Genomic DNA, 21516 nt, shown 5'->3' on the forward strand with positions numbered 1-21516 from the left:
CGCCGCAATCCGCTAGACTTGCCGAAAACATACCCAATGCAAAAATGGGCTGAGGCAATGAGCAAATTCCTGAGCGCCCTTGTTCTCCTGATGGCGGTTGCGTCATGCGGAGGCGGGCACAAAGCGCCGCCGCGCAACCTGGATAACGCGTGCAGCATCATCCAGCAGCGTCCTGAATACCTGAAGGCGTTCCGCGCCACGCAGCGCCGCTGGGGCGTGCCGGTGCATGTGCAGATGGCAACCATCTATCACGAAAGCCGGTTCCGCGGCGACGCCCGCACGCCGCACCAGTTCCTGCTGGGTGTAATCCCGGTCGGGCGGCAATCCAGCGCCTATGGCTACAGCCAGGCCCTGGACGGAACCTGGGATGATTACCGCCGCGACACCGGGCGCCGCCGGGCCAAGCGCGACCGCATCAGCGATGCCGCCGATTTCATGGGCTGGTATATGCGCAAGAGCTACGAAAAGAATGGCATCCCGCTTTATGACGCGCGCAATCAGTACCTGGCCTATCACGAAGGCCACTACGGTTATTCCCGCGGCAGCTACCGCTCGAAATCATGGCTGATGCGGGTTGCCGGGCAAGTCGAATCCCGCGCCCAGGCCTATCAGGCGCAGCTTGCCACCTGCCGCAAGTTCCGCTGAGCCACGTCAAGCGCGGCGCTCCCGCCCGCTTCGGAGGCTTTCTCAGGAAAGCCCCTCAGCCGTTGGGCAAGGCACCGCGCTGACGCGCGGTGCGGTCCCGTGCCGTTTGGCTGCTGCAGCTGGCAAATCGCGATCGCGCGCCGGGCGCCAGCCCGGCGCCGGGCCCAAGGCCGCAAGGCAGTTCCGGCGCAGCCGGAGCAGCCGCGGGCGCGGGAGCCGCTGTTGCGCTGAAGGTCCGGCCTTAGCGGGATCTGCCGCTGGTGGTGAACAGGCTGGAAGACAGCTTCTGGCCGGTTTTCATTGCACCCAGGATAACCGTCGTCTTGCCGCCTGAGCTGTCATGGATCACCCATTTGCGCAGCTCCACCGGATCGCCGGTGAACATCATCTCAATGCTGCCGTAGTCCGGATGCTCCGGGTCTTGCGCCCGCACGATGGTCGAGGTGCCGTCAAAGCTGTGCCCGACCACCATATTGGCGCGGCCCAGATCCACCCGGCGGTCGAGGATGATCGACAGCGGTGTCCGTTTCAGCGGATAGGTCTCAGGCGGCTGGTTCGACTTGGGGTCGTGGATCACCACCGCCCCGCCGCCGGCCACCACGGTCCCGCCGCCCTTGCCGTCATACTCAAACCGCATCCGCCCCGGCCGGTGCATGTACAGCTTGCCGGTCGACAGGCTGCCGTCGTCATTGATCTGGGTGAAGGGCGAGGATGCCGTGGAGATCCCGTTCAGGTAACGGGAAATTTCGTTGAGGCTCAGTTTCTCTGCTGCCCAGGACGCAGGCGCAGCGAGGGTCAGCGCAATGGCAAGTGCAATACGTTTCATGAGTCCAACATAGGTGCGCCATTGCGGATGTGAAGATGCCGGACCCGCGAGGATCCGGCATCGGCAGTTTTTTGTCAGCCTACTGTTCGGGAACCAGAATTTCCCGTTTACCCACGTGGTTCGCGGCAGAGACGACGCCCTCTTCCTCCATCTGCTCCACCAGCCGTGCCGCCTTGTTGTACCCTATCGCCAGCTTGCGCTGGATATAGGAGGTCGAGCACTTGCGGTCCTTGATCACGATGGCGACCGCCTGATCATAGAGCGCATCCTCGCCATTGGTGTTGCCGCCGGTGTTCAGCCCCAGAACCGCGTCGATATTGTCGGCCTTGTCCTCATCCGGGCCATCCAGCACGCTGCCGACGTAATCTGGCGGACCGAATTGCTTGAGATGGTTGACCACCTCCTCGACTTCTTCATCGGAACAGAACGGGCCGTGGCAGCGGGTGATCTTGGCGCCTCCTGCCATGTACAGCATGTCGCCCATGCCCAGGAGCTGCTCTGCGCCCATTTCGCCCAGGATGGTGCGGCTGTCGACCTTGGAGGTCACCTGGAAGGAAATCCGGGTTGGGAAGTTTGCCTTGATGGTGCCGGTGATCACGTCGACCGAGGGACGCTGGGTCGCCATGATCAGGTGGATGCCAGAGGCCCGCGCCATCTGCGCCAGGCGCTGGATACAGGCCTCGATCTCCTTGCCTGCGACCATCATCAGGTCGGCCATCTCGTCGACGATGACGACAATGTAGGGCAGCGCCTTGGGTTCGAACTCTTCGGTCTCGAATACCGGTTCGCCTGTTTCGTCATCAAACCCGGTCTGCACCGTGCGCGAGAACATTTCTCCCTTGGCCAGCGCTTCCTTCACGCGGCCGTTGTAACCCGCAATGTTGCGCACGCCCATCTTGGACATCTTGCGGTAGCGGTCTTCCATCTCGCCCACCACCCATTTCAGGGCGACCACAGCCTTTTTCGGGTCGGTTACAACAGGCGAGAGCAGATGCGGGATGCCGTCATAAACAGACAGTTCCAGCATCTTCGGGTCAATCATGATCAAGCGGCATTCATCCGGTGTCAGCTTGTAGAGCAGCGACAGGATCATGGTGTTGATCGCAACCGACTTGCCGGAGCCGGTGGTGCCCGCGATCAGCAGGTGAGGCATCTTCGCGAGGTTCGCCACCATGGCGTCGCCGCCGATATCCTTGCCCAGCGCCAGCGGCAGCGCGTGGTTGCCGTCGCCAAAGTCGCGGGACGACAGGATTTCGCGCAGCACTACCTTCTCGCGGTTCTCGTTCGGCAGTTCAATGCCGATCACCGTGCGGCCGGGCACGGTGGACACCCGAGCCGACAGCGCCGACATGGAACGCGCGATGTCATCCGCGAGGCCGATCACACGGGATGCCTTGAGACCCGGAGCAGGCTCCAGCTCATACATGGTCACCACGGGGCCGGGGCGGACCGAGACAATTTCACCTTTCACGCCATAGTCGTCGAGCACGGTTTCCAGCATCCGGGCGTTTTCTTCCAGCGCCTCGTCGCTGAGGTGGTGCCGCTCGATGCTGGTCGGGTTGGTCAGCAGATTAAGAGGCGGCAGCTCGAAATCGCTGCCGCTGTCATCGAAGGCCAGATTCGGCTGGGCTTCAGCCTTGGCACGGGCCGAAGGCTGCACAGCCTTGCGCACCGGCTGTTCGACGACAGCCTTGCGCGGCTCCGCCACCGGCAGGTCAACCGTCAGGCGCGGCCCTGCGGCTTTGGGCTTTTCCGGAGCCGGTGCCGGGGCCGTAACCGCCGCGGCATAGTCGGGAAGCGCTTCGGAAGGTACATGATCCGGGGTCAGAAACTCAGTCTCAGGGGCAAAGTCCACATCATTCGAATCTTGGTGCAGGTCTGTAACCGGTACTTCGCGGATCTCGGCCTCGTCTTCCGGCTCCTGCCAGACAAGCGGCGGCTCTTCCGGCAGCGGCGGCACCGAAGTCATTGCTGCAGTCAGCGGCGGCTCTGGCGGCAGACCGCCCTGGGTCGCGGCCGGGTTGAAGATCAGCGGCGCCGGACGCTGCCCGCGGCCCTTGGTCAGGGGCAAATTCGGGTCCTGCTCCGGCGGCACTTCGGCCGCGCGGCGGATGCGGACAGCATTGGCGATTTTCTGGGAAATCCGGTCCTCGCCGGCTTCTCCATCCGCCAAAGCGCCTGTGTCATCCTCCTCCTGTATCTCTGCCGCATAGGCGTTTTCCGCCGCAGGCGCGGGCGCGGCGCGGCGGATCAGCGACGGTACGCGGGACAGCAGACCCGCCTTGGCCGGGGCTTCCGGCTCTGCCGGGGCGGTTTCTGCCATGTAGGCGCCATAGGTGTCTTCGGGGAAGTCCTCGAACATCTCGGGGTCTTGCTCTGCGCTGCCGTAGGCGGCCTCATCTTCAGCAAAATGCGCCCGTTCGGCCCGTTCCTTGCGGTAGGTCATCGCGGCCTGCAGCCCGCTGGAGGCACCGCGGCCCAGCACGGCGGCAACTGCGCCATAGCCCAGGATCAGCCCGACCATCACCTTGTGCAGGCCTTTCCTAACCTCGGGCCAAGTAAAGCCCAGCACGGCGCAGCCCAGCGCCAGCATGCCTGCCGCGCTCAGCAGCGACATGATCTTGACCATGAAGTGCAGACTGACCGGCAGCAGCGCCAGCAGAGCGCCCAGGAAGGTGTAACCCACCATGCCGCCAAGGCCGAAGTCATAGTTCTGCTGCCAGGCAGCGCTGGCATTCAGGGTTTCCATGTGCAGCGCGACCACCAGCAGCCACGGCACCGAGAGCAGCAGCGGCCAGACCACGCGGTCCTCGCCCCGGTGCAGCACAAACCGAAGGCCCCAGGCCGAGGCGAACAGCGGCAGCGCCCAGCTGGCCTTGCCAAACAGTGTGATCAGGATGAAAGAAACCGACGCCCCTGGCCGGCCCAGCCAGTTCTGCACCGGCGCGTCAGTCGAAACGGTCCAGTTCGGGTCCTCGGGCGTATACGAGCCGAGCATGGCCGCAAACATCAGCCCCATCAGGATCAGGGCAATCCCGATCAGCTCCTTGCCGCGCTTTTCAATGGCCGCCTGCATGTTGCTGTCGAGCAGCGGGTCGCGGCTGCGGGTTTGAAATGCCATGCCTACCTCAGTTCCGTTTCTTTTGCCCGCGCCCTGCTGTTCACCGCGGGGTCACAAGCCTTTCCGTTTTTGGTCTTGGCTATGCGGCCCCCAGCCAGGGGCCGCACAGCAGAATTCAATAAAGGCAGCCGCGCAGCGTGCTCAGCGCCTTGCGGATGTCCTCAGCGGGGGCGACAAGCGCCACCCTGATGTAGCGCTCGCCCGGGTTCTGCCCAGGCGCGCCCTGCGCCAGATATGCGCCGGGCAGCACCCGCACGCCGGTTTCCGTCCACAGCTTCAGCGCGGCCTGCTCGCCGTTGTCCACCGGAAGCCATAGGAAAAAGCCCGCTTCGGGCGCCATGTACCCGTTGAGGCCGTCAAATACCTCATCCGCGATCTTGTACTTTTCCTGATAAAGCGCACGGTTCTCCGCCACATGCACCTCGTCTGCCCAGACCTTGGCCGCAGCCGCTTGCAAGGGACCCGGCAGCGGAGCCCCGGAATAGGCGCGAAGCTGCTTCACCCGCTTGATGGTCTCCGGCCCGCTGGCAATGAGACCGGAGCGCAGGCCCGGCAGGTTCGACCGCTTGGACAGCGAGTTGAACAGCACCACCCGTTCCGGATCAGCGCCCAGTTCCTGTGCGACGGTCAGCGCCCCCACTGGGGCCTCATCACGGTGGATTTCGGAATAGCATTCATCCGCGAAGATGCGGAAATCGTATTTCTCGGCCAGCTGGATCAGCCGGGTCCAGTAATCGCGCGACGCCACGGCGCCCTGCGGGTTGGCGGGCGAGCAGATATAGGCCACGGCGGTGCGGTTCAGCACATCCTCCGGCAGGTTTTCGTAATCCGGCAGATGGCCGGTGGCTGCGGTCGCTGGCACGAAAACAGGCTCTGCGCCGACGGAGATCGTCGCCACCATATAGACTTGGTAAAACGGGTTCGGGATCAGCACGACGGGTGTCTGCCCGTTCTTCTGCTCCGGGCACAACGCCATCGCGGCATTGTACAGCCCCTCGCGGGTGCCATTCAGCGCCATGATCTGCGTCTCGGGGTCCGCGGTCACACCATAGCGGCGGCTGATCCAGTCCGAGATGGCACCTCGCAGTTCCGGTGTGCCGTCATTGTTCGGATACTGGTTAAACCCGGCGGCATTTTCGGCAATGACATCGGTGACCCAGGCCGGAAACGCATGTTTCGGTTCGCCAATAGTCATATGCACCACATCCCCGCCGGGGGTGTGATGGTCCAACAGCGCCCTCAGGCGCGGAAACGCATAGGCTGGCAGGTTCGAAAACCGCTCAGGAAAATCCATGTCTTGTGCCTCGGTCACGGGATCATTGGCGCCCCGTTTGCGCCTCAGGTTACAGATGGCGGGCGGGTGCGTCCACCCGGTGAGTGGCCCGCTGGGCCGAATGTGGCTTTCAGGCCAAGGCGGTCTCGATCGCGGCCCCGGTGCGCAGAAGCGCCTCCTCGCAATCCGGCTGCCCCAGGACTTGCAGCCCGCAGCCGGGCGTGCCGGTGGGCAGCGACAGCGCGCAAAGGCCCATGAGGTTGCCGACCCGAGTGTTGCGCAAGGCCAGCAGATTGGACTGCACGTAATAGTCATGGTCGCTTTGCAGCCGTTCCAGGTTCGGCGGCAGGTTCGGCGAGGCCGGGCTGAGCACCGCATCAAAACCTGCCACAGCCTGATCCCAGGCCATCCGGCACTGTTCCAGCTTGGCCCAGGCCGCCACGTAATCCGGACCGCTGAACTGCGCACCGGTGCGGAAGCGCTCGAGGATCTCCGGATACATCAGCTGCGGCGATGCCTCGATCACGTCCTTCCACAGACCGTAGGCTTCGGTGGTGTAGAGAATCGGGCTAAGGCCCATGGCCTCCTCCAGCTCCGGCACCTCCAGCGGCACGATCTGCGCGCCCGCCTCTTTCAGCTTCTCCAGCGTTTCCCGGTAGGCCGACGCAATCCTCGGGTCCAGATCATCCTGCACGACATTCTGCAGATCGGCAAACCGGCGCCCTTTGAGACTGGCGGGATGGCGCAAATCCGGACCTGCGGAGCCCTCCAGCACCCCCAGCAGCAGCCCCGCATCCTCCACCGAGCGGGCCAGCGGGCCAACGGTGTCGAATTTCAGGCACAGCGGCACGACGCCCTCCAATGTGATCCGGCCCGAGGTGGTCTTGAGCCCCACCAGATCATTCCAGGCTGAGGGGATGCGGACTGATCCGCCCGTGTCAGAACCGATGCCCGCCGCCGCCAAACCGAATGCCACGGATGCAGCGGCGCCGGAGGAAGAGCCGCCCGGTGCTGCGCCCTGGTCATTGACGCAGGGCGGAGTTTGCTTGACCGGGTTGAAGCCCAGCCCGGAAAAGGCCAGCTCGCTCATGTGGGTCTTGCCCAGGCAGACCGTGCCCATGAGCGTTGCCTTGCGCAGCACTGCCGCATCCCGATCCGGCACCCGCCCTTTCAGCAGGTCAGAGCCGGATTCGGTCGCGGTGCCGGCGCTGTCGAACAGGTCCTTCCAGCTGACCGGCACCCCGTCCAGCAGTGACCTGCGCAGGCCCAGCCCGGCACGTTGCTCTGCCGCTTTCGCCTCAGCCAGCGCACGCTCATGAGTGACTTGCGTATAGATCCGATCCTTGAGGGGATGCGCATCAATGGCATCCAGATAGCAGCGGGTCAGCGCCACCGGGCTGATGTCACCCGCTGCAATCCCGCGTCCCAGATCGGCGGCCGTCATCGTCAGCCAGTGTTGCATAGGCACGTCTCCCCTTAAGCAGTTGCGGGTGACGGTAGCGGCAGCAGGACGCAGGCACAATCCCGCGCTTCCTGCATGGACAATCCCGCCAGCAGGCGCATATTGCGGGGCATGAAAAATGCGTCCGATATCCTGATCGTGGGCGGCGGGCTGAACGGTCCCGCCCTGGCCCTGGCCTTGGCACAGACCGGCCATAGCGTCACCGTGGTCGACTCGCTGACCCCGGACAAACTGGCTGATGAGGGCTTCGACGGCCGAGGCTACGCGCTGGCGCTCGCCTCGCAGCGGCTGCTTCAGCAGACCGGCGTCTGGCAGCATGTCGGGGACAACGCGCAGCCCATGCTGGAAATCAAGGTGACCGACGGCCATGCAGGCCACGGTCCCTCGCCGTTCTTCATCCATTTCGACCATGCCGAGCTGGAGGAAGGCCCGATGGGCTATATGGTCGAGGACCGCTTCCTGCGCCGCGCCTTCCTCAAGGCGATGGAAGACCAGCCACGGATCACGCTTGTGTCCGGCAAGACCGTGACCGCTCAAGCTCCGGACCAGACCGGCGTGACAGTCACCTTGGACGATGGCGGAGAGCTTCGCGGCCAAGTTCTGGTCGGCTCCGACGGGCGCCGCAGCGGCACCGCGCAACGGGCGGGCATCAAGAGGACCGGCTGGGATTACGGCCAGACCGCGCTGGTCTGCGCCATTGATCACGAGAAGCCGCACCACAGTGTTGCGCATCAGTTTTTCATGCCGCCTGGGCCGCTGGCGATCCTGCCTCTGCCGGGCAACCGGTCCTCGATCGTGTGGAGCGAGCGGACCGAAACCGCAAATGCCATCCACGCGCTGGAGGATGCGGCCTACATCCAGGCGCTGCGGCCGCGGTTTGGCGATTTCCTGGGGGAGATCTCCCTGGCCGGCAGGCGCTTCACTTATCCGCTGAACCTGACCATTGCCAACAGCTTCATTGGCGACCGCCTGGCACTGGTCGGTGACGCCGCCCATGGAATGCACCCCATCGCCGGACAAGGCCTGAATGCCGGCCTGCGCGATGTCGGAGCGCTGGCCGAGGTGATTACCGAGGCCACCCGGTGGGGCGAGGACATCGGCTCGCCGATGGTGATGGAGCGCTACCAGCAATGGCGGCGCTTCGACACAGCGTCGCTGGTGGCGGCCACGGATGTTTTCAACCGGCTGTTCTCCAACGACAATCCTCTGCTGCGGCTGGGCCGGGATATCGGCATGGGGCTGGCCGGTGCGATCCCAGGGCTGCGCCGCAATTTCGTGCGCGAGGCGGCAGGGCTGACCGGCGACCTGCCCCGGCTGCTGAAAGGCCAGGCGATTTAGGCGGCGTCCCGCACGGGGCAACGCTGGGAGGGCTCCCGCCTGCTCCGGAACATCCCAAGGATGTCCCTGCACAGTTGGGCGCGGCACCGCGCTGGCGCGCGGTGCTGCAGCGCAGGCAGCCTCCGGCGTGTAAGCGGTTAACCGCAGCTGCCAGCCATTGCGTGAAACATCTCCCCAAGTCCGGGAAGCCGCAAGGGCACAACAACCGCGCCGCGCCTCAGCGCGGCGCCGGGCTCAAGCCCTGCAAGGGGTGCCGGTGCAGCCGGCGTGCCTGAGGGCGCGGGAGAGCTCCGTACTTGCCCGGAAAGGCAACGGGGTTGAACCTGGCTTAATCCAGCTCGCGCGCCTCATCCACCAGCATCACCGGAATACCGTTGCGGATCGGAAAGGCGAGATTGGCCGCGCGCGAGACCAGTTCCTGCGCTTGGGCATCATATTCCAGCACCGTCTGGGTCAGCGGACAGACCAGCGCTTCCAGCATCCGCCGGTCAAAGGCAGGCGCCTGTGGTTCGGTCATTGCAGGGTTTCCTCCTGAGAGCCGCCGCGCAGGGCGAATTCGATCAAAGTGACGAGCGTCTCCCGCCTTGTCGCAAGGCAGGGCGCCTCGAGCAAGGCCTGTTTGTCTTCGGGGTCGAACTCCAGCAGCATCGCCAGGGAATTGATCAGCAGCTCATCCTCAGCCTCTTTTAAGGCCTCCCAGTCGGTGGACAGGCTGCGCGCGGTAAAGAACCGTTCGAGCAAATTCATGAAAGAGGGGCGGTCCAGCGTCTCATCCGCCTCGGACCGGCCCAGGTCGCGCTCGAATCCTGTCCAGCTGACGTCGCATCGCCGGTAGGGGGCAAACCCGCTGGACTCGCGCGTGACGCGGAACCGTGAAACACCTGACAGCGTGACCAGATACCGCCCGTCTTCAGTTTCCGAGAACTGAGTGACCCTCCCGGCGCAGCCGATCGAATGCAAATCCTCGCCCTGCCCGTTGGGGCCTGGGCAAGGCTGCACCATGCCGATCAGCCGCTGCCGCGTTTTCAGCGTGTCTTCCAGCATTTGCAGGTACCGCGGCTCGAAGATGTGCAGCGGCAGACGCGAGCGGGGCAGCAAAAGCGCCCCGGGCAAGGGAAACACGGCAATCGTGTCCGGCAGATCGGCAGGCTGGATCATAGGACAGAGTGTAGTGCTGCCCCGATCTTAGGCAAATATCATCGAGCTCAGCTTGCGCCGACCGTTCAGAACCACCGGATCGTTGGGCTTGAGCGCATCGAAGATGGTAAAGAGCTGGGTCTTGGCGGCGCCGTCGTTCCACTCCCGGTCGCGGCGGAACAGCTCCAGCAGTTCGTCGACGGCAGCCTCGGTATCGCCCGATGCATGCAGGGCCTGGGCCAGATCGAAACGGGCCTGATGGTCACCCGGGCTGGCGTCCACCGCGGCCCGCAGCTCCGCCACCGGGCCGGCGTTTTCGGCCTGGCGGGCAAGCTCGATCTGCGCGAAGGCCGCTTCGATTTCCGCTGCTTCAGCGATTTCCGCCGGCGCCCCGTTCAGCACCGCTTCGGCCTGATCCAGGTCGCCCAGTGCAATATGGGCCCGCGCCAGCCCGCCATAGGCGGCGGCATTCTTGTCATCCTCACCCAGGATGGCGGCAAAGGTCTGAGCCGCATCCGCAACCGCACCTTCGGCAAGCATCTGTTCCGCGGCTTCCAGCGCTTCGCCAAGCCCGCCGTCGGCGGTGCCGCCCGCGGCCTCGATCACCTTCTTCAGGAAGGCGTCGATTTCCGATGCGGGCAAAGCGCCCTGAAACATGTCGACAGGGCGGCCCTGCACAAAGGCGAGTACGGTCGGGATGGATTGCAGCGGCAGCCCCTGCTGCGCAAGCGCCTGCGCCAGCCGCTGGTTCTCATCCACGTTGATCTTGGCCATGGTGACAGCACCCTTGGCCTTTGTGACGGCGGCCTCCAGCATCGGGCCCAGGGTTTTGCAGGGGCCGCACCAGGGGGCCCAGAAATCCACGATCACCGGAGCCTGCATCGACGCATCGACAACGTCCTGCATGAAGGTGGCTTCGGTCACGTCCTTGATCAGATCACCCGCCGGTGCGGTGCTGCCAATAATATCGCTCATCAGTTTGTTCTCCGCTTGGAACTTCCCCCCTATATGGAATCCTGTGCGCCGGAAACCAAGAGAGGAGTTGGCCGTGGCACAGCCCAGGTTTGGCCTCATTGGCATCGCGGAGATGATGCGCAAGAATGAGACCGCTTGGGACCGGCACGCCGATCCTTGCGACGTCTACAGCCGCATGGCGGTGCTTTCTTTGATGACTCTGGCTGTGTGGTCCCGGCGGCGCCAGCCCCTGGCGGCGTGCCGGCACTGCGCGGCAGCGCAGTGCCATGCCCAACTGAGGAGGGTTATCCGGCGGATGGCCCGGATCAGGCGGGAGAACCCCGCCCGCGGTCACAAATCGAAGGTTGCAAAGACCGGCGCGTGGTCGCTGGGTTTTTCCCAGCCGCGGGCGTCACGCAGGATCCGGCTGGAATGGCCTGCCCCGGCTATATCCGGTGTTGCCCAGACATGATCCAGCCGCCGCCCCTTGTCCGCCGCATCCCAGTCGCGCGCGCGGTACGACCACCAGCTATAGAGCTTTCCCTCGGGAATATCGCGGCGGGTGATGTCGACCCATCCGCCCGCCTCCTGAGTATCGGCCAGATGCTCGACCTCTACCGGCGTATGGCTCACCACCTTCAGCAGCTTCTTGTGATCCCAGACGTCCTCCTCCCGCGGAGCGATGTTCAGATCGCCGACGAGAATGGACTTCTGCGGCTTCTCCGCATGGAACCAGTCGCGCATACCCGTCAGGTAATCCAGTTTCTGGCCGAACTTCTCATTCACGTCCCGGTCCGGCACGTCGCCGCCCGCCGGCACATAGAAGTTGTGGATCACCACCCCGTTCTCCAGCCGCCCGGCCACATGGCGGGCATGGCCAAGGGCAGCAAAGTCCTGATCGCCGGCATCCTCGATCGGCAGCCGCGACAGGATCGCAACGCCGTTGTACCCCTTTTGCCCGCGTGCAATCATGTGAGGGTAGCCGAGCGCCGCGAACCCCTCCATCGGGATCTTCTCCACCGGGCTTTTGCACTCCTGCAGGCACAGCACATCCGGCCCTTCCTCTTGCAAGAGCTTCTGCACAATCGGCTCGCGCAGGCGGACCGAGTTGATGTTCCAGGTAGCAAGGGTAAATGGCATCGCGCGCCTCATCGTGAAATCCGGGTTCGGCCGCGATACTGCCCGCCCAGGCCGGGAAGGGCCAGAGATGAATTGCGCGAATATCCCGTGCGGCCAGACGCCCAAAAAAGAGGCCGGGCAAGTGGCCCGGCCAAGTCCAACAGGGAGGTGCATACCGTAACCCGGATATGCGCGGGATCGAATACAGTCTAAAGATGAACTCTAGTGTTTTCTTTGATCTGGCTCAACGCCGTGCTCATGCGACCAGCCGGTATCCGCCTGATTCCGTCACCAGCAGGCGCGCATTCGACGGGTCTGGCTCAATTTTCTGCCGCAACCGGTAGATGTGGGTCTCCAGCGTATGGGTGGTGACACCCGCATTGTACCCCCAGACCTCATGCAGCAGCACGTCGCGCGGCACCACCCCATCGCTGGAACGGTAGAGGAACTTGAGGATATTGGTCTCTTTCTCCGTCAAACGGATCTTGCGGTCGTCTTCGGTGATCAGCAGTTTCATCGCGGGCTTGAACGTATAGGGCCCCAGTGCAAAGACCGCATCCTCGGACTGCTCATGCTGGCGCAGCTGAGCGCGGATCCGGGCCAGAAGCACCGGGAATTTGAAAGGCTTGGAAACATAGTCATTGGCGCCGGCATCCAGCCCCAGGATGGTGTCGGCGTCGCTGTCATGGCCGGTCAGCATCAGGATCGGCGCCTTCACCCCCTGCTTGCGCATCAAGCGGCACAGCTCTCGCCCGTCAGTATCCGGCAAGCCGACATCCAGAATGATCAGGTCGTAAAGAGCTTCCTTGGCGCGCTCCATCGCGCTTTGACCGTTCTCCGCCTCAAAGACATCGAAGTCCTCGGTCATCACCAACTGCTCGCTCAAGGCCTCGCGCAGGTCTTCGTCGTCATCAACCAGCAGAATTTTCTTCAGTTGCGCCATCGGCTCACCCTCCTGTTCTTGGAACCACAAATGCGCATCCCTTGCGCCCGCGGCAAGATTTGCTGCAAAACTCTCACGCCGACGTGTCCATGACATGGAAATTGTTTCACATCCGTTGCATTTGGGCGTAAAGACGGCGAGCCTTTGTTACAGAATAACACCGGATACCCCGCATGAGCCTGATGCCCACCATGATCGAATTGCTGGCCCGCGCCCGGGTCGATCTGCGCATGGGGCTGCCGGTGGTGCTGACCTGCGGCGAGGAGGCGGCGCTGGCGATTGCTGTCGAATCCCTGACCGGCGCACGCCTGTCAGACATGCGGGCACTGGGGAACCTGTCGCTGGCCCTGACAGCGCGTAGGGCGGACACATTGAAAGCGCGGGTTTACGACGAAGATATCGCCCGCGTAACCGTCCCCGAATCCGAAGGGCTGGACTGGATTCAGGCGCTTGCGGATCCTGCAGATGACCTGAACACACCCATGAAGGGGCCGCTGTCGAGCCAGCGCGGCGGCAGCGCTGATCTGCACCGGCTGGCGATTGCGCTGGTAAAATCCGCGCGCCTGCTGCCGGCCGCAGCATTGGTCCCGCTAAGTGGCGCAGCAGCCTTTGCCGCGGACCATGGGCTTACCACGATTTCGCGGACTGCCGCAGCTCCGCTGCTGAGCGAAAGCTCTCCCCTGCACCCGGTCGCCGCGGCCCGCCTGCCGATGGACGCTGCCGAAGCCGGGCGCCTTCACATATTCCGGCCGGAGGACGGTGCCGAAGAACATTATGCGGTGGAAATCGGCCGCCCCGATCGCTCCAAGCCGGTGCTGGCACGGCTGCATTCCGCCTGCTTCACGGGCGATGTGCTCGGCTCGCTCAAATGCGATTGCGGCCCGCAGCTGCGCGGCGCGCTGGCACAGATGGGGGATGAGGGCGCAGGCGTTTTGCTGTACCTCAACCAAGAGGGCCGTGGCATCGGCCTCGCCAACAAGATGCGGGCCTACTCCCTGCAGGACCAGGGCTTTGATACGGTAGAGGCCAACCACCGCCTCGGCTTTGAGGATGACGAGCGCGATTTCCGCCTGGGGGCCGCCATTTTGCAAAAGATGGGCTTTTCCCAGGTGCGGCTGCTGACCAACAATCCGAACAAAATCGCGATGATGGAAAAAACCGGCGTGCATGTTGCGGAACGAGTGGCCCTGAAAGTCGGTGAAAACGCTCACAACCAGCACTACCTGGCCACCAAAGCCCGCAAGTCCGGGCACATGCTGTAATGTCCCCGGCAGATCTGGTCCTGACCCCGCGCGGCGTGCGTTTCTTGGGCCGTCTACTGCCCTGCTCCATCGGGAAAGGCGGGCTTACCAGCAGGAAACGCGAAGGCGATGGCGCCACCCCTATCGGCGTTCATCGCATTGCAGGCATGCTCTACCGCCCGGACCGCCTCTCCCGGCCCGTGCCGTGGGCAGAGCCGATCGGCCCGGGCGATCTGTGGTCGGATGATGCAGGCCACAGTGCCTACAACCATCATGTCCGGGCGCCTTATGCGTTCAGTCACGAAAAGCTGCGCCGGGCGGATCCGCTTTACGACCTGGTGCTGATCACCGATTGGAACTGGCCTGATGCCGTTCCCGGAAAAGGCTCCGCGATCTTTCTGCACCAATGGCGGCGTCCCGGGTTCCCCACAGAGGGCTGCATCGCTTTTTCCCGCGCCCATCTCCATTGGCTGGCCGCCAGAGTTCAGCCGGGCACCCGGGTCTTTGTGCCGCCCTTGAGCCGCGCCTGACGCACCTCAGACTTGCGTCAAATGTCCGGGCGGAAGTTTTTACAAAGCTTTTGCGCCTCAATATGTCCGGGCACCGAAGATGGCAGAACCGACGCGAACGTGAGTGGCGCCCAGCGCAATTGCCGACTCGAAGTCGCTGCTCATACCCATCGACAAGCCTTGCAGGCCGTTGCGTTCCGCGATCTTCGCCAGCAGAGCGAAATGCAGACTCGGCTCCTCATCCACCGGAGGAATGCACATCAGCCCTTTGACCGGCAGATCCAGCGCGCGGCACTCGGCAATGAACGCATCTGCTTCCGCCGGCATTACGCCTGCCTTCTGGTCCTCTTCACCGGTGTTCACCTGGATGAACAGATCCGGGCATTTGCCCAGCTCCTGCGCCAGCCGGGCCAGGGTTTTGGCGAGCTTTGGGCGGTCCACCGAGTGAATGCTGTCAAACAGCTCCATCGCCTGGCGCGCCTTGTTGGTTTGCAATGGGCCAATCAGATGAAGGTCGATACCATCGAACCGCTCAGCAAAGTCAGGCCATTTGGCAGCCGCCTCCTGAACCTTATTCTCGCCAAAGCAGCGATGACCTTCCTCAAGCACTGCCTCGACCCGCTCATTCGGCTGCACCTTGGACACCGCAATCAGCTTTACGCTGTCCGGCGCGCGGCCTGCGTTCGCCTCAGCTTTGGCAATCCTGGATTTAATTTCTTCTAGCGGCATGGGTCCGGCCTCGTTTCTGTTTGGCCGCAAAAAACACTGTTTGACCGCCAATGTTAAGAGCCAAAAGAAAAGGGCGGGTCCCGAAGGAACCCGCCCCGAAAGTCACGCTAGGCGTGCTTCAGCTTAGAAGCTGAAGTGCAGACCTGCCTGAACGGAGTTTTCGTTGGTGTTGGCTGCGGTGTTCACGTAGCCAGCAACGAAGGTCACGCCGCCGCCCAGGTCGTACTCGTAGTTGATGCCGAAGGCAGTGCCGTCGAGACGGGTCTGGCCAGCGGTCACACCGGTGTCGATGTCGGTGGAGTTCACCCATGCAACAACGGTCGAGGCTGCGCCGATTTCAGCTTCACCAGCCAGGGTCACAGCGTCAGCTTCTTCGGTCTGACCGTAGGACAGGGTCGCGCCGAACTGGCCGAAGTCTGCGCCAGCAGCGAAGAACATCAGGTCGTCGCCAGCGCTGACAGCTGCGCCGTTTTTGGTCAGCGCGCGGCCGTTGTCTTCGGACTGGTATGCACCGGTCACGAAGTAGTCACCGAAGGAGTAGCTCAGCATGATTGCTGCGCGTTCCAGGCCGTTCGCTTCGCCCAGAACGGTACCGCCGTTCGACTGCGAGTAGGAGATGTGGCCGGAGAAGCCGCCTGCGGAGTACAGAGCTTCGATGCCGTTGCGGCCAGCGCCTGCGGAGGTGAAGGTATCCCAGTCAAAGCCGTTGCCGATGGCCAGGGAGTTGAAGCCCATGCCGTCGATGCCGGTGCCAACCGAGGTGGTGTTCAGGTACAGGCCCGGTGCGGAGTCGATCGCGCCCCAGATGTTGCCAACGTTCACGCGCAGACCGCCGTATGCGACGTGGAACTGCGGTGCGGACCATGCTGCGGTGCCCGGTGCGCCGTCACGGCTGCGAGCCTGAGCGCGGATACGGCCGCCAACGGTCACGCCGCCATCGGTTTCGGTCGACACGTCAAAGGTCAGACGGAAACGGCTGGTGATGTTGGTTTCTGCGGTGCCAGCAACAGCGCTGTTGGCTTCGTTCCAGTCCAGGCCGAAACGGCCGTAGCCGGAGATCTTGACTTCTGCCGCGGCCATGCCTGCGGTGGCGATCAGCGCGGTAGTCGCGAAGAGAACCTTTTTCATAGTTTTTCCCTCGGTTTTCTATTCCTCAGCCCAAACCGGGGAATCCGGCGTGGGTATGCCAAGGGGTTTCGCTCTTTCGCCCCCGTTTTGGCAAGTGTTGGGAAAGTCAGGCGAAACGATGCGGGCCGGGATGGTGCAGCTTTGCCACAGTCTGCCCGCCCGCGGTGCGCTGTGCCGCCGGATCAGCCCCGTGTTGCGGCGGAAACACCCGGCGGCGCAGTACTATAGCCATACTATAGCAGCCAAAGCCCTTGCTCCGCCGGCTTGGCTTGCGTTAGGTGTTCGCGCAGAAAATGGCTCCGGGAGCGGTTATGGAATACGGAAAGACCCTGCGGGTAACTTTGGTCGGTGCGATCTGTCTCAGCCTCGCGGCATGCGGCGGCAACAGAGGCGGCGACGCGCCTGCCAGCACGGCCCGGACAATCAGCCACAAGGAAGAGATCCAGGGCGCCGCGACAAAGTCCTCGCTCTTTGACTTCCTGAATGCCAAGCCGGATCAGACCGTTCAGGTGAACCGCTACCTTTGGACCGCCAGCCTGGATGTGCTGTCCTTCCTGCCGGTTCAGTCTGTCGATCCGTTCACCGGCGTGATCGTCACCGGATTCGGGACCCCGCCGGGCGGCGGCCGCTCCTACCGGGCGACTATCCACATCAAGGACCCGGCGCTGGATGCGCGCTCGCTGAATGTTGCGCTGCAATCCAAGGGCGGCCCGGTCAGCGCCAGCACCACGCGGGCGGTCGAAGATGCGATTCTTTCCCGCGCGCGGCAGCTACGCATCGCGGACAAGAGACTCTGACCCGCTGCGCACTGGAAACACCAGCCAAACCCCATTATCAGATGCGCCGGGCCACTTGCCCGGCGTTTTCATGCAAAGGACCGCTCTGATGCCGCGTTACATAGCTCCTGAAATCGAAGCACGATGGCAGAAGGCCTGGGACGAGGCCGGAATTTTCCAGGCCAAGCGTACCGGCGACAAGCCCAAGTACTATGTGCTGGAGATGTTCCCCTATCCGTCGGGCAAGCTGCACATGGGCCATGTGCGCAACTACACGATGGGTGACGTGATTGCGCGCTACAAGCTGTCGACCGGCCATAACGTGCTGCACCCGATGGGTTTTGACGCTTTTGGCATGCCGGCTGAAAACGCCGCGATGGCTTCCGGCGGGCATCCCAAGGACTGGACCTACTCGAACATCGACACGATGGTCGAGCAGATGAAGCCGCTGGGCCTGTCGCTGGACTGGTCGCGCATGTTCGCCACTTGCGACCCTGAATATTACGGCCAGCAGCAGGCGCTGTTCCTCGACTTCCTCGAAAAGGGCCTGGTCTACCGCAAGAACGCGGTGGTGAACTGGGACCCTATCGACATGACCGTGCTGGCCAACGAGCAGGTCGAGAACGGCCGCGGCTGGCGCTCTGGCGCACTGGTGGAACGGCGCGAGCTGACCCAGTGGTTCTTCAAAATCTCCGATTTCTCTGAAGAGCTGCTGGCGGCGCTGGACGGCCTGGAAAACTGGCCCGCCAAGGTGCGCTTGATGCAGGAAAACTGGATTGGCAAGTCGCGCGGCCTGCAGTTTTCGTTTGAGCGTGCAGACGGCGGCGAGCCGATCGAGGTCTACACCACCCGCCCCGATACGCTGATGGGTGCGTCCTTTGTCGGCATCTCGCCAGATCACCCGATTGCCAAGGCGCTGGAGGCCGAATTGGAAGAGGTCGCCGCGTTTGTCGCCGAGTGCCGCAAGGGCGGCACCACCGAGGAAGCCATCGAGACCGCGGAGAAGCTGGGCTATGACACCGGCATCCGCGTTAAGCATCCGCTGAACCCGGAGTGGGAGCTGCCGGTCTGGATCGCCAACTTCATTCTGATGGACTACGGCACCGGCGCAATCTTCGCCTGCCCGGCGCACGACCAGCGCGACCTCGACTTCTGCCGAAAGTATGACTTGCCTGTCACCAACGCCTTCTTTGCGCTGGATGACAACGCACCCGTCGCCAACGAGGCCCTGGTGCCGCCGAAAACCGAAAAGGTCCGCTGGGTCAATCACTTCGCCGGACTGACCGAGGCCACCGGCGAGGACGCGATCAACGCCACTGTCGACTTTGCCGAAAAGGCCGGCTGGGGCCAGGGCGTCACCAAATACCGCCTGCGCGATTGGGGGCTGAGCCGCCAGCGTTACTGGGGCTGCCCGATCCCTGTGGTCCATTGCGAAGACTGCGGCGTGGTGCCGGAGAAAAAAGAGAACCTGCCGATCGCGCTTCCTTATGATGAGGGCGGCAAGCCGATCGACTTCTCGGTGCCGGGCAACCCGCTGGACCGCCACCCGACCTGGCGCGACTGCGCCTGCCCGTCCTGCGGCAAGCCGGCCCAGCGCGAAACCGACACCATGGACACCTTCGTGGATTCGTCCTGGTACTTCGCCCGCTTCACCGCGCCGCGCGCCGAAACCCCGACCGACATGGCCGAGGCCGAATACTGGATGAACGTCGACCAGTACATCGGCGGCATCGAACACGCGATTCTGCACCTCCTCTACTCGCGCTTCTTTGCCCGCGCGATGCACATCTGCGGCCACCTGCCGGAGACCGCAAAGGAGCCGTTCGACGCGCTGTTCACCCAGGGCATGGTGACCCACGCGATCTACAAGACCACCGGTGACAACCACCGCCCGGTCTACCACTACCCGGAAGAAATCGTTGAGTTCACAGATGTAGACGGCAAAAAAGTTGCCTACCTTAAAGATGAGTTCGAGCAATCTGGAGCCAGCCGTCTGGACGCCGCAGAGCTTGCCCGTCAGCACATGAAAGGGAAAATCGAAGCAACCCAGGCTGAGATCATCCCCTCCGCCAAGATGTCGAAGTCCAAGAACAACGTGGTGGACCCGCTGCACATCATCTCGTCCTTCGGCGCCGATACCGCGCGCTGGTTCGTGCTCTCCGATTCGCCGCCCGAGCGGGACGTGGAATGGACCGCCTCGGGCGCCGAAGCGGCCCATAAGCACCTGAACCGGGTCTGGAACCTGTGCGACCGGATCGGGGAGATGGACCGCAATGCAGAAGGCCAAGGCGACGAGGAGCTGCTGCGCGAGATGCACAAGTGCATCCGCGACGTGACGCTGGGCATCGATTCCTTCGGCTTCAACGCCGCGATCGCGAAGCTTTATGCCTTCACCGGCACGCTGTCCAAATCCAAGGCCAGCTACAAGGTGCAGCGCGAGGCGATCATGACGCTGGCGCAGTTGATGTCCCCGATGACCCCGCACCTGGCGGAGGACATCTGGAACCATCAGGGCGGCGAAGGACTGTGTGCCACTTCCCCTTGGCCGGTTGCGGACGACGCGATGCTGGTCGAAGACACCGTCACCCTGCCGATCCAGATCAACGGCAAGCGCCGCGGCGAGATTGAGGTCGCCAAGGATCTGGACAAGGCAGAGGTTGAAAAACTCGCCCTCGCGCATGAAGCTGTGCAAAAGGCGCTGAATGGCGGCGCTCCGAAGAAAGTGATCGTGGTTCCGGGCCGGATTGTGAATGTCGTTGCTTAACCGCAGAACCCTGCTTCTGGCCCTGCCCCTGCTGGCAGCGGCCTGTGGCTTCACCCCGGTGTACGCTCCTGGCGGCACCGGCTCCGCGCTGCATGGGCGGATCGAGGTCCAGGCGCCCGAGGAGATCAAGGGCGCCACCGGTACCGACGCCTATTTCCTGGTGCAGAACCTGGAACAGCGGCTGGGCCGCGGCGGCAGTGCGGCCTACAAGCTGGACTTGACGCTCAGCACTCAGGAAGAAGGCCAGGCGATCACCGCCGGCAACGAAATCACCCGCTACTCGGTGATTGGCACCGCCAGCTACTCTTTGACAAGATTGGCAGATGGCAATATCGCCTCTAGCGGCACCGTGCGGAACTTCACCGGCTACTCCGCTACCGGCTCCACCGTGGAAACGCTGGCAGGCGAGCGTGACGCGCATGAGCGGCTGATGGTGATTCTCGCGGACCAGATCACCGCACAGATCCTGGCAACTGCGGATCTCTCCGCTCCGGCAGAATGAAGCTCTCCCCGCGCGAAGCTGACGGCTATTTCGCCAAGCCCGATCCGGGTAAGACCGGCATTCTGATCTATGGCGCAGATGCCATGCGCGTGTCGCTCAAGCGGCAGCAGGTGTTGGCCGCCCTACTTGGCCCCGGCGCCGAGGAAGAGATGCGGCTGAGCCGCCTGCCCGGCGGCGACCTGCGCAAGGATCCGGCGCAGCTGTTGGACGCAGTCAAGGCAGTAGGGTTTTTCCCCGGCGTGCGAGCGGTCTTTGTCGAGGGCGCCAACGACACTGCCACGCCCGCCATCACAGCAGCGCTGGAGGAATGGCAGCCGGGCGACGCCCAGATCGTGGTCACAGCCGGGCAGCTCAAGGCCTCCTCCAAACTGCGCAAGGCGTTTGAAGGCCACAGCAACGCCTATGCCGTGGGCATTTACGACGACCCGCCCTCGCGGGCAGAAATCGAACGCATCCTGAGCGAGGCCGGCATCCGGGACGTGCCTGGCGACAGCATGTCGGCGCTGACGGATATTGCCAACGACATCGGCCCCGGCGATTTCTCCCGCATGATCGAGAAGCTGGCACTTTATAAGCACGGCGACAGCACCACGCTGTCGCTGGAAGATATCGGCGCCGTTGCCCCGCAGTCGACCGAAGCCGCGCTGGACGACGTCCTGAACGTGGTGGCGGAGGGGCGCAGTGCCGAAATCGGCCCCCTGATCCGCCGCCTGCAGGCCCAGGGAACCAATGCGGTCACGCTTTGCATCGGCGCGACACGGCATTTCCGCACGCTTTATACCATCGCCGGTGCCCCCGGCGGTCCGGCGCAGGGCATCGGCCAGTTGCGCCCGCCGCTGTACGGCAAGCGCCGCGACCGGATGCTGCGGCAGGCGCAGAACTGGGGTGCGAACCGGCTGGAAACCGCGCTAACCATCATCACAGACACCGATCTGGCATTGCGCTCTGCCGGCCAGACAGCACCGGCACTGGCGCTGATGGAGCGCGCCCTGATCCGGCTGGCCATGCTGGGCCGCGCCCGCTGACGAGACGGCGCGCCATCCTGCTTG

General features: G+C 63.7%; 19 protein-coding genes and 1 pseudogene. 9 read left to right on the forward strand and 11 right to left on the reverse strand.

Features of this window, described 5'->3' with window-relative positions:
- Window positions 1-57 precede the first annotated feature (57 nt).
- Window positions 58-645, forward strand: a complete 588-nt coding sequence (locus ACXAED_RS07340) for a transglycosylase SLT domain-containing protein (RefSeq protein ID WP_475048273.1) — start codon at window positions 58-60, stop codon at window positions 643-645.
- 241 nt (window positions 646-886) lie between these two features.
- Here the strand turns inward: ACXAED_RS07340 and ACXAED_RS07345 are convergent, their stop codons facing one another.
- The 4 genes from ACXAED_RS07345 to ACXAED_RS07360 form a co-directional block, all read right to left on the reverse strand.
- Complete coding sequence (locus ACXAED_RS07345; RefSeq protein ID WP_475048276.1) at window positions 887-1471, reverse strand: LolA family protein; 585 nt, start codon at window positions 1469-1471, stop codon at window positions 887-889.
- Between the two features lie 79 nt (window positions 1472-1550).
- A complete protein-coding gene (locus ACXAED_RS07350) occupies window positions 1551-4592 on the reverse strand; it encodes a DNA translocase FtsK (RefSeq protein ID WP_475048278.1) in 3042 nt (1013 codons plus the stop codon).
- 115 nt (window positions 4593-4707) lie between these two features.
- Complete coding sequence (locus tag ACXAED_RS07355; protein WP_475048280.1) at window positions 4708-5886, reverse strand: aminotransferase class I/II-fold pyridoxal phosphate-dependent enzyme; 1179 nt, start codon at window positions 5884-5886, stop codon at window positions 4708-4710.
- Window positions 5887-5995: 109 nt separating this feature from the next.
- Entirely contained in the window at window positions 5996-7327 is a 1332-nt protein-coding gene (locus tag ACXAED_RS07360) for an amidase (RefSeq protein WP_475048283.1), read from the reverse strand.
- A 111-nt stretch (window positions 7328-7438) separates the two neighbouring features.
- On the opposite strand from ACXAED_RS07360, the gene ACXAED_RS07365 reads away from it, so the two are divergent.
- The gene (locus tag ACXAED_RS07365) at window positions 7439-8665 is read left to right on the forward strand and encodes an FAD-dependent monooxygenase (protein ID WP_475048285.1); all 1227 of its coding nucleotides are present in this window, start codon (window positions 7439-7441) and stop codon (window positions 8663-8665) included.
- A 328-nt stretch (window positions 8666-8993) separates the two neighbouring features.
- Here ACXAED_RS07365 and ACXAED_RS07370 read toward each other — a convergent pair whose 3' ends face one another.
- From ACXAED_RS07370 to ACXAED_RS07380, 3 genes are read right to left on the reverse strand one after another with little or no spacing between them, the layout of a single operon-like run.
- Window positions 8994-9182, reverse strand: a complete 189-nt coding sequence (locus ACXAED_RS07370) for a Trm112 family protein (RefSeq protein WP_421052712.1) — start codon at window positions 9180-9182, stop codon at window positions 8994-8996.
- Window positions 9179-9823 carry an LON peptidase substrate-binding domain-containing protein gene (locus ACXAED_RS07375; protein WP_475048288.1) on the reverse strand — a complete coding sequence of 215 codons (645 nt, stop codon included), beginning with the start codon at window positions 9821-9823 and terminating at the stop codon, window positions 9179-9181. Before ACXAED_RS07375 ends, ACXAED_RS07370 begins: the two co-directional genes overlap by 4 nt.
- 27 nt (window positions 9824-9850) lie before the next feature.
- A complete protein-coding gene (locus ACXAED_RS07380; RefSeq protein WP_475048290.1) occupies window positions 9851-10777 on the reverse strand; it encodes a tetratricopeptide repeat protein in 927 nt (308 codons plus the stop codon).
- 115 nt (window positions 10778-10892) lie between these two features.
- Here ACXAED_RS07380 and ACXAED_RS07385 point away from each other — a divergent pair.
- Window positions 10893-10994: pseudogene (locus ACXAED_RS07385) on the forward strand (DUF6653 family protein); the annotation flags it as partial.
- A gap of 113 nt (window positions 10995-11107) precedes the next feature.
- On the opposite strand, the gene ACXAED_RS07390 reads toward ACXAED_RS07385, so the two are convergent.
- Both ACXAED_RS07390 and ACXAED_RS07395 read right to left on the reverse strand, forming a co-directional pair.
- Entirely contained in the window at window positions 11108-11896 is a 789-nt protein-coding gene (locus ACXAED_RS07390; protein ID WP_475048292.1) for an exodeoxyribonuclease III, read from the reverse strand.
- A gap of 235 nt (window positions 11897-12131) precedes the next feature.
- Window positions 12132-12818, reverse strand: coding sequence for a response regulator transcription factor (locus ACXAED_RS07395; RefSeq protein WP_027236048.1), 687 nt, complete (start codon window positions 12816-12818; stop codon window positions 12132-12134).
- A gap of 173 nt (window positions 12819-12991) precedes the next feature.
- Here ACXAED_RS07395 and ribA point away from each other — a divergent pair, with 173 nt between their 5' ends.
- Entirely contained in the window at window positions 12992-14080 is a 1089-nt protein-coding gene (ribA, locus tag ACXAED_RS07400; protein ID WP_475048295.1) for a GTP cyclohydrolase II, read from the forward strand.
- Entirely contained in the window at window positions 14080-14589 is a 510-nt protein-coding gene (locus tag ACXAED_RS07405; RefSeq protein ID WP_475048297.1) for a L,D-transpeptidase family protein, read from the forward strand. Before ribA ends, ACXAED_RS07405 begins: the two co-directional genes overlap by 1 nt.
- A gap of 57 nt (window positions 14590-14646) precedes the next feature.
- Here the strand turns inward: ACXAED_RS07405 and ACXAED_RS07410 are convergent, their stop codons facing one another.
- A complete protein-coding gene (locus tag ACXAED_RS07410) occupies window positions 14647-15297 on the reverse strand; it encodes a YggS family pyridoxal phosphate-dependent enzyme (RefSeq protein ID WP_475048298.1) in 651 nt (216 codons plus the stop codon).
- A gap of 123 nt (window positions 15298-15420) precedes the next feature.
- Window positions 15421-16425, reverse strand: a complete 1005-nt coding sequence (locus ACXAED_RS07415; RefSeq protein ID WP_475048299.1) for a porin — start codon at window positions 16423-16425, stop codon at window positions 15421-15423.
- A 311-nt stretch (window positions 16426-16736) separates the two neighbouring features.
- Between ACXAED_RS07415 and ACXAED_RS07420 the strand changes: the two genes are divergently transcribed.
- The 4 genes from ACXAED_RS07420 (at window position 16737) to holA (ending at window position 21492) form a co-directional block, all read left to right on the forward strand.
- Window positions 16737-17222, forward strand: a complete 486-nt coding sequence (locus ACXAED_RS07420; protein WP_475048302.1) for a DUF3576 domain-containing protein — start codon at window positions 16737-16739, stop codon at window positions 17220-17222.
- An 88-nt stretch (window positions 17223-17310) separates the two neighbouring features.
- On the forward strand, window positions 17311-19965 hold the full coding sequence (gene leuS, locus ACXAED_RS07425; protein ID WP_475048303.1) for a leucine--tRNA ligase: 2655 nt from the start codon (window positions 17311-17313) through the stop codon (window positions 19963-19965).
- On the forward strand, window positions 19952-20467 hold the full coding sequence (lptE, locus tag ACXAED_RS07430) for an LPS assembly lipoprotein LptE (protein WP_475048306.1): 516 nt from the start codon (window positions 19952-19954) through the stop codon (window positions 20465-20467). Before leuS ends, lptE begins: the two co-directional genes overlap by 14 nt.
- A complete protein-coding gene (gene holA / locus ACXAED_RS07435) occupies window positions 20464-21492 on the forward strand; it encodes a DNA polymerase III subunit delta (RefSeq protein WP_475048307.1) in 1029 nt (342 codons plus the stop codon). The genes lptE and holA overlap by 4 nt, the downstream gene beginning before the upstream one ends.
- Window positions 21493-21516 lie beyond the last annotated feature (24 nt).

The sequence above is a fragment of the Leisingera sp. ABM4_103 genome, assembly GCF_056158685.1.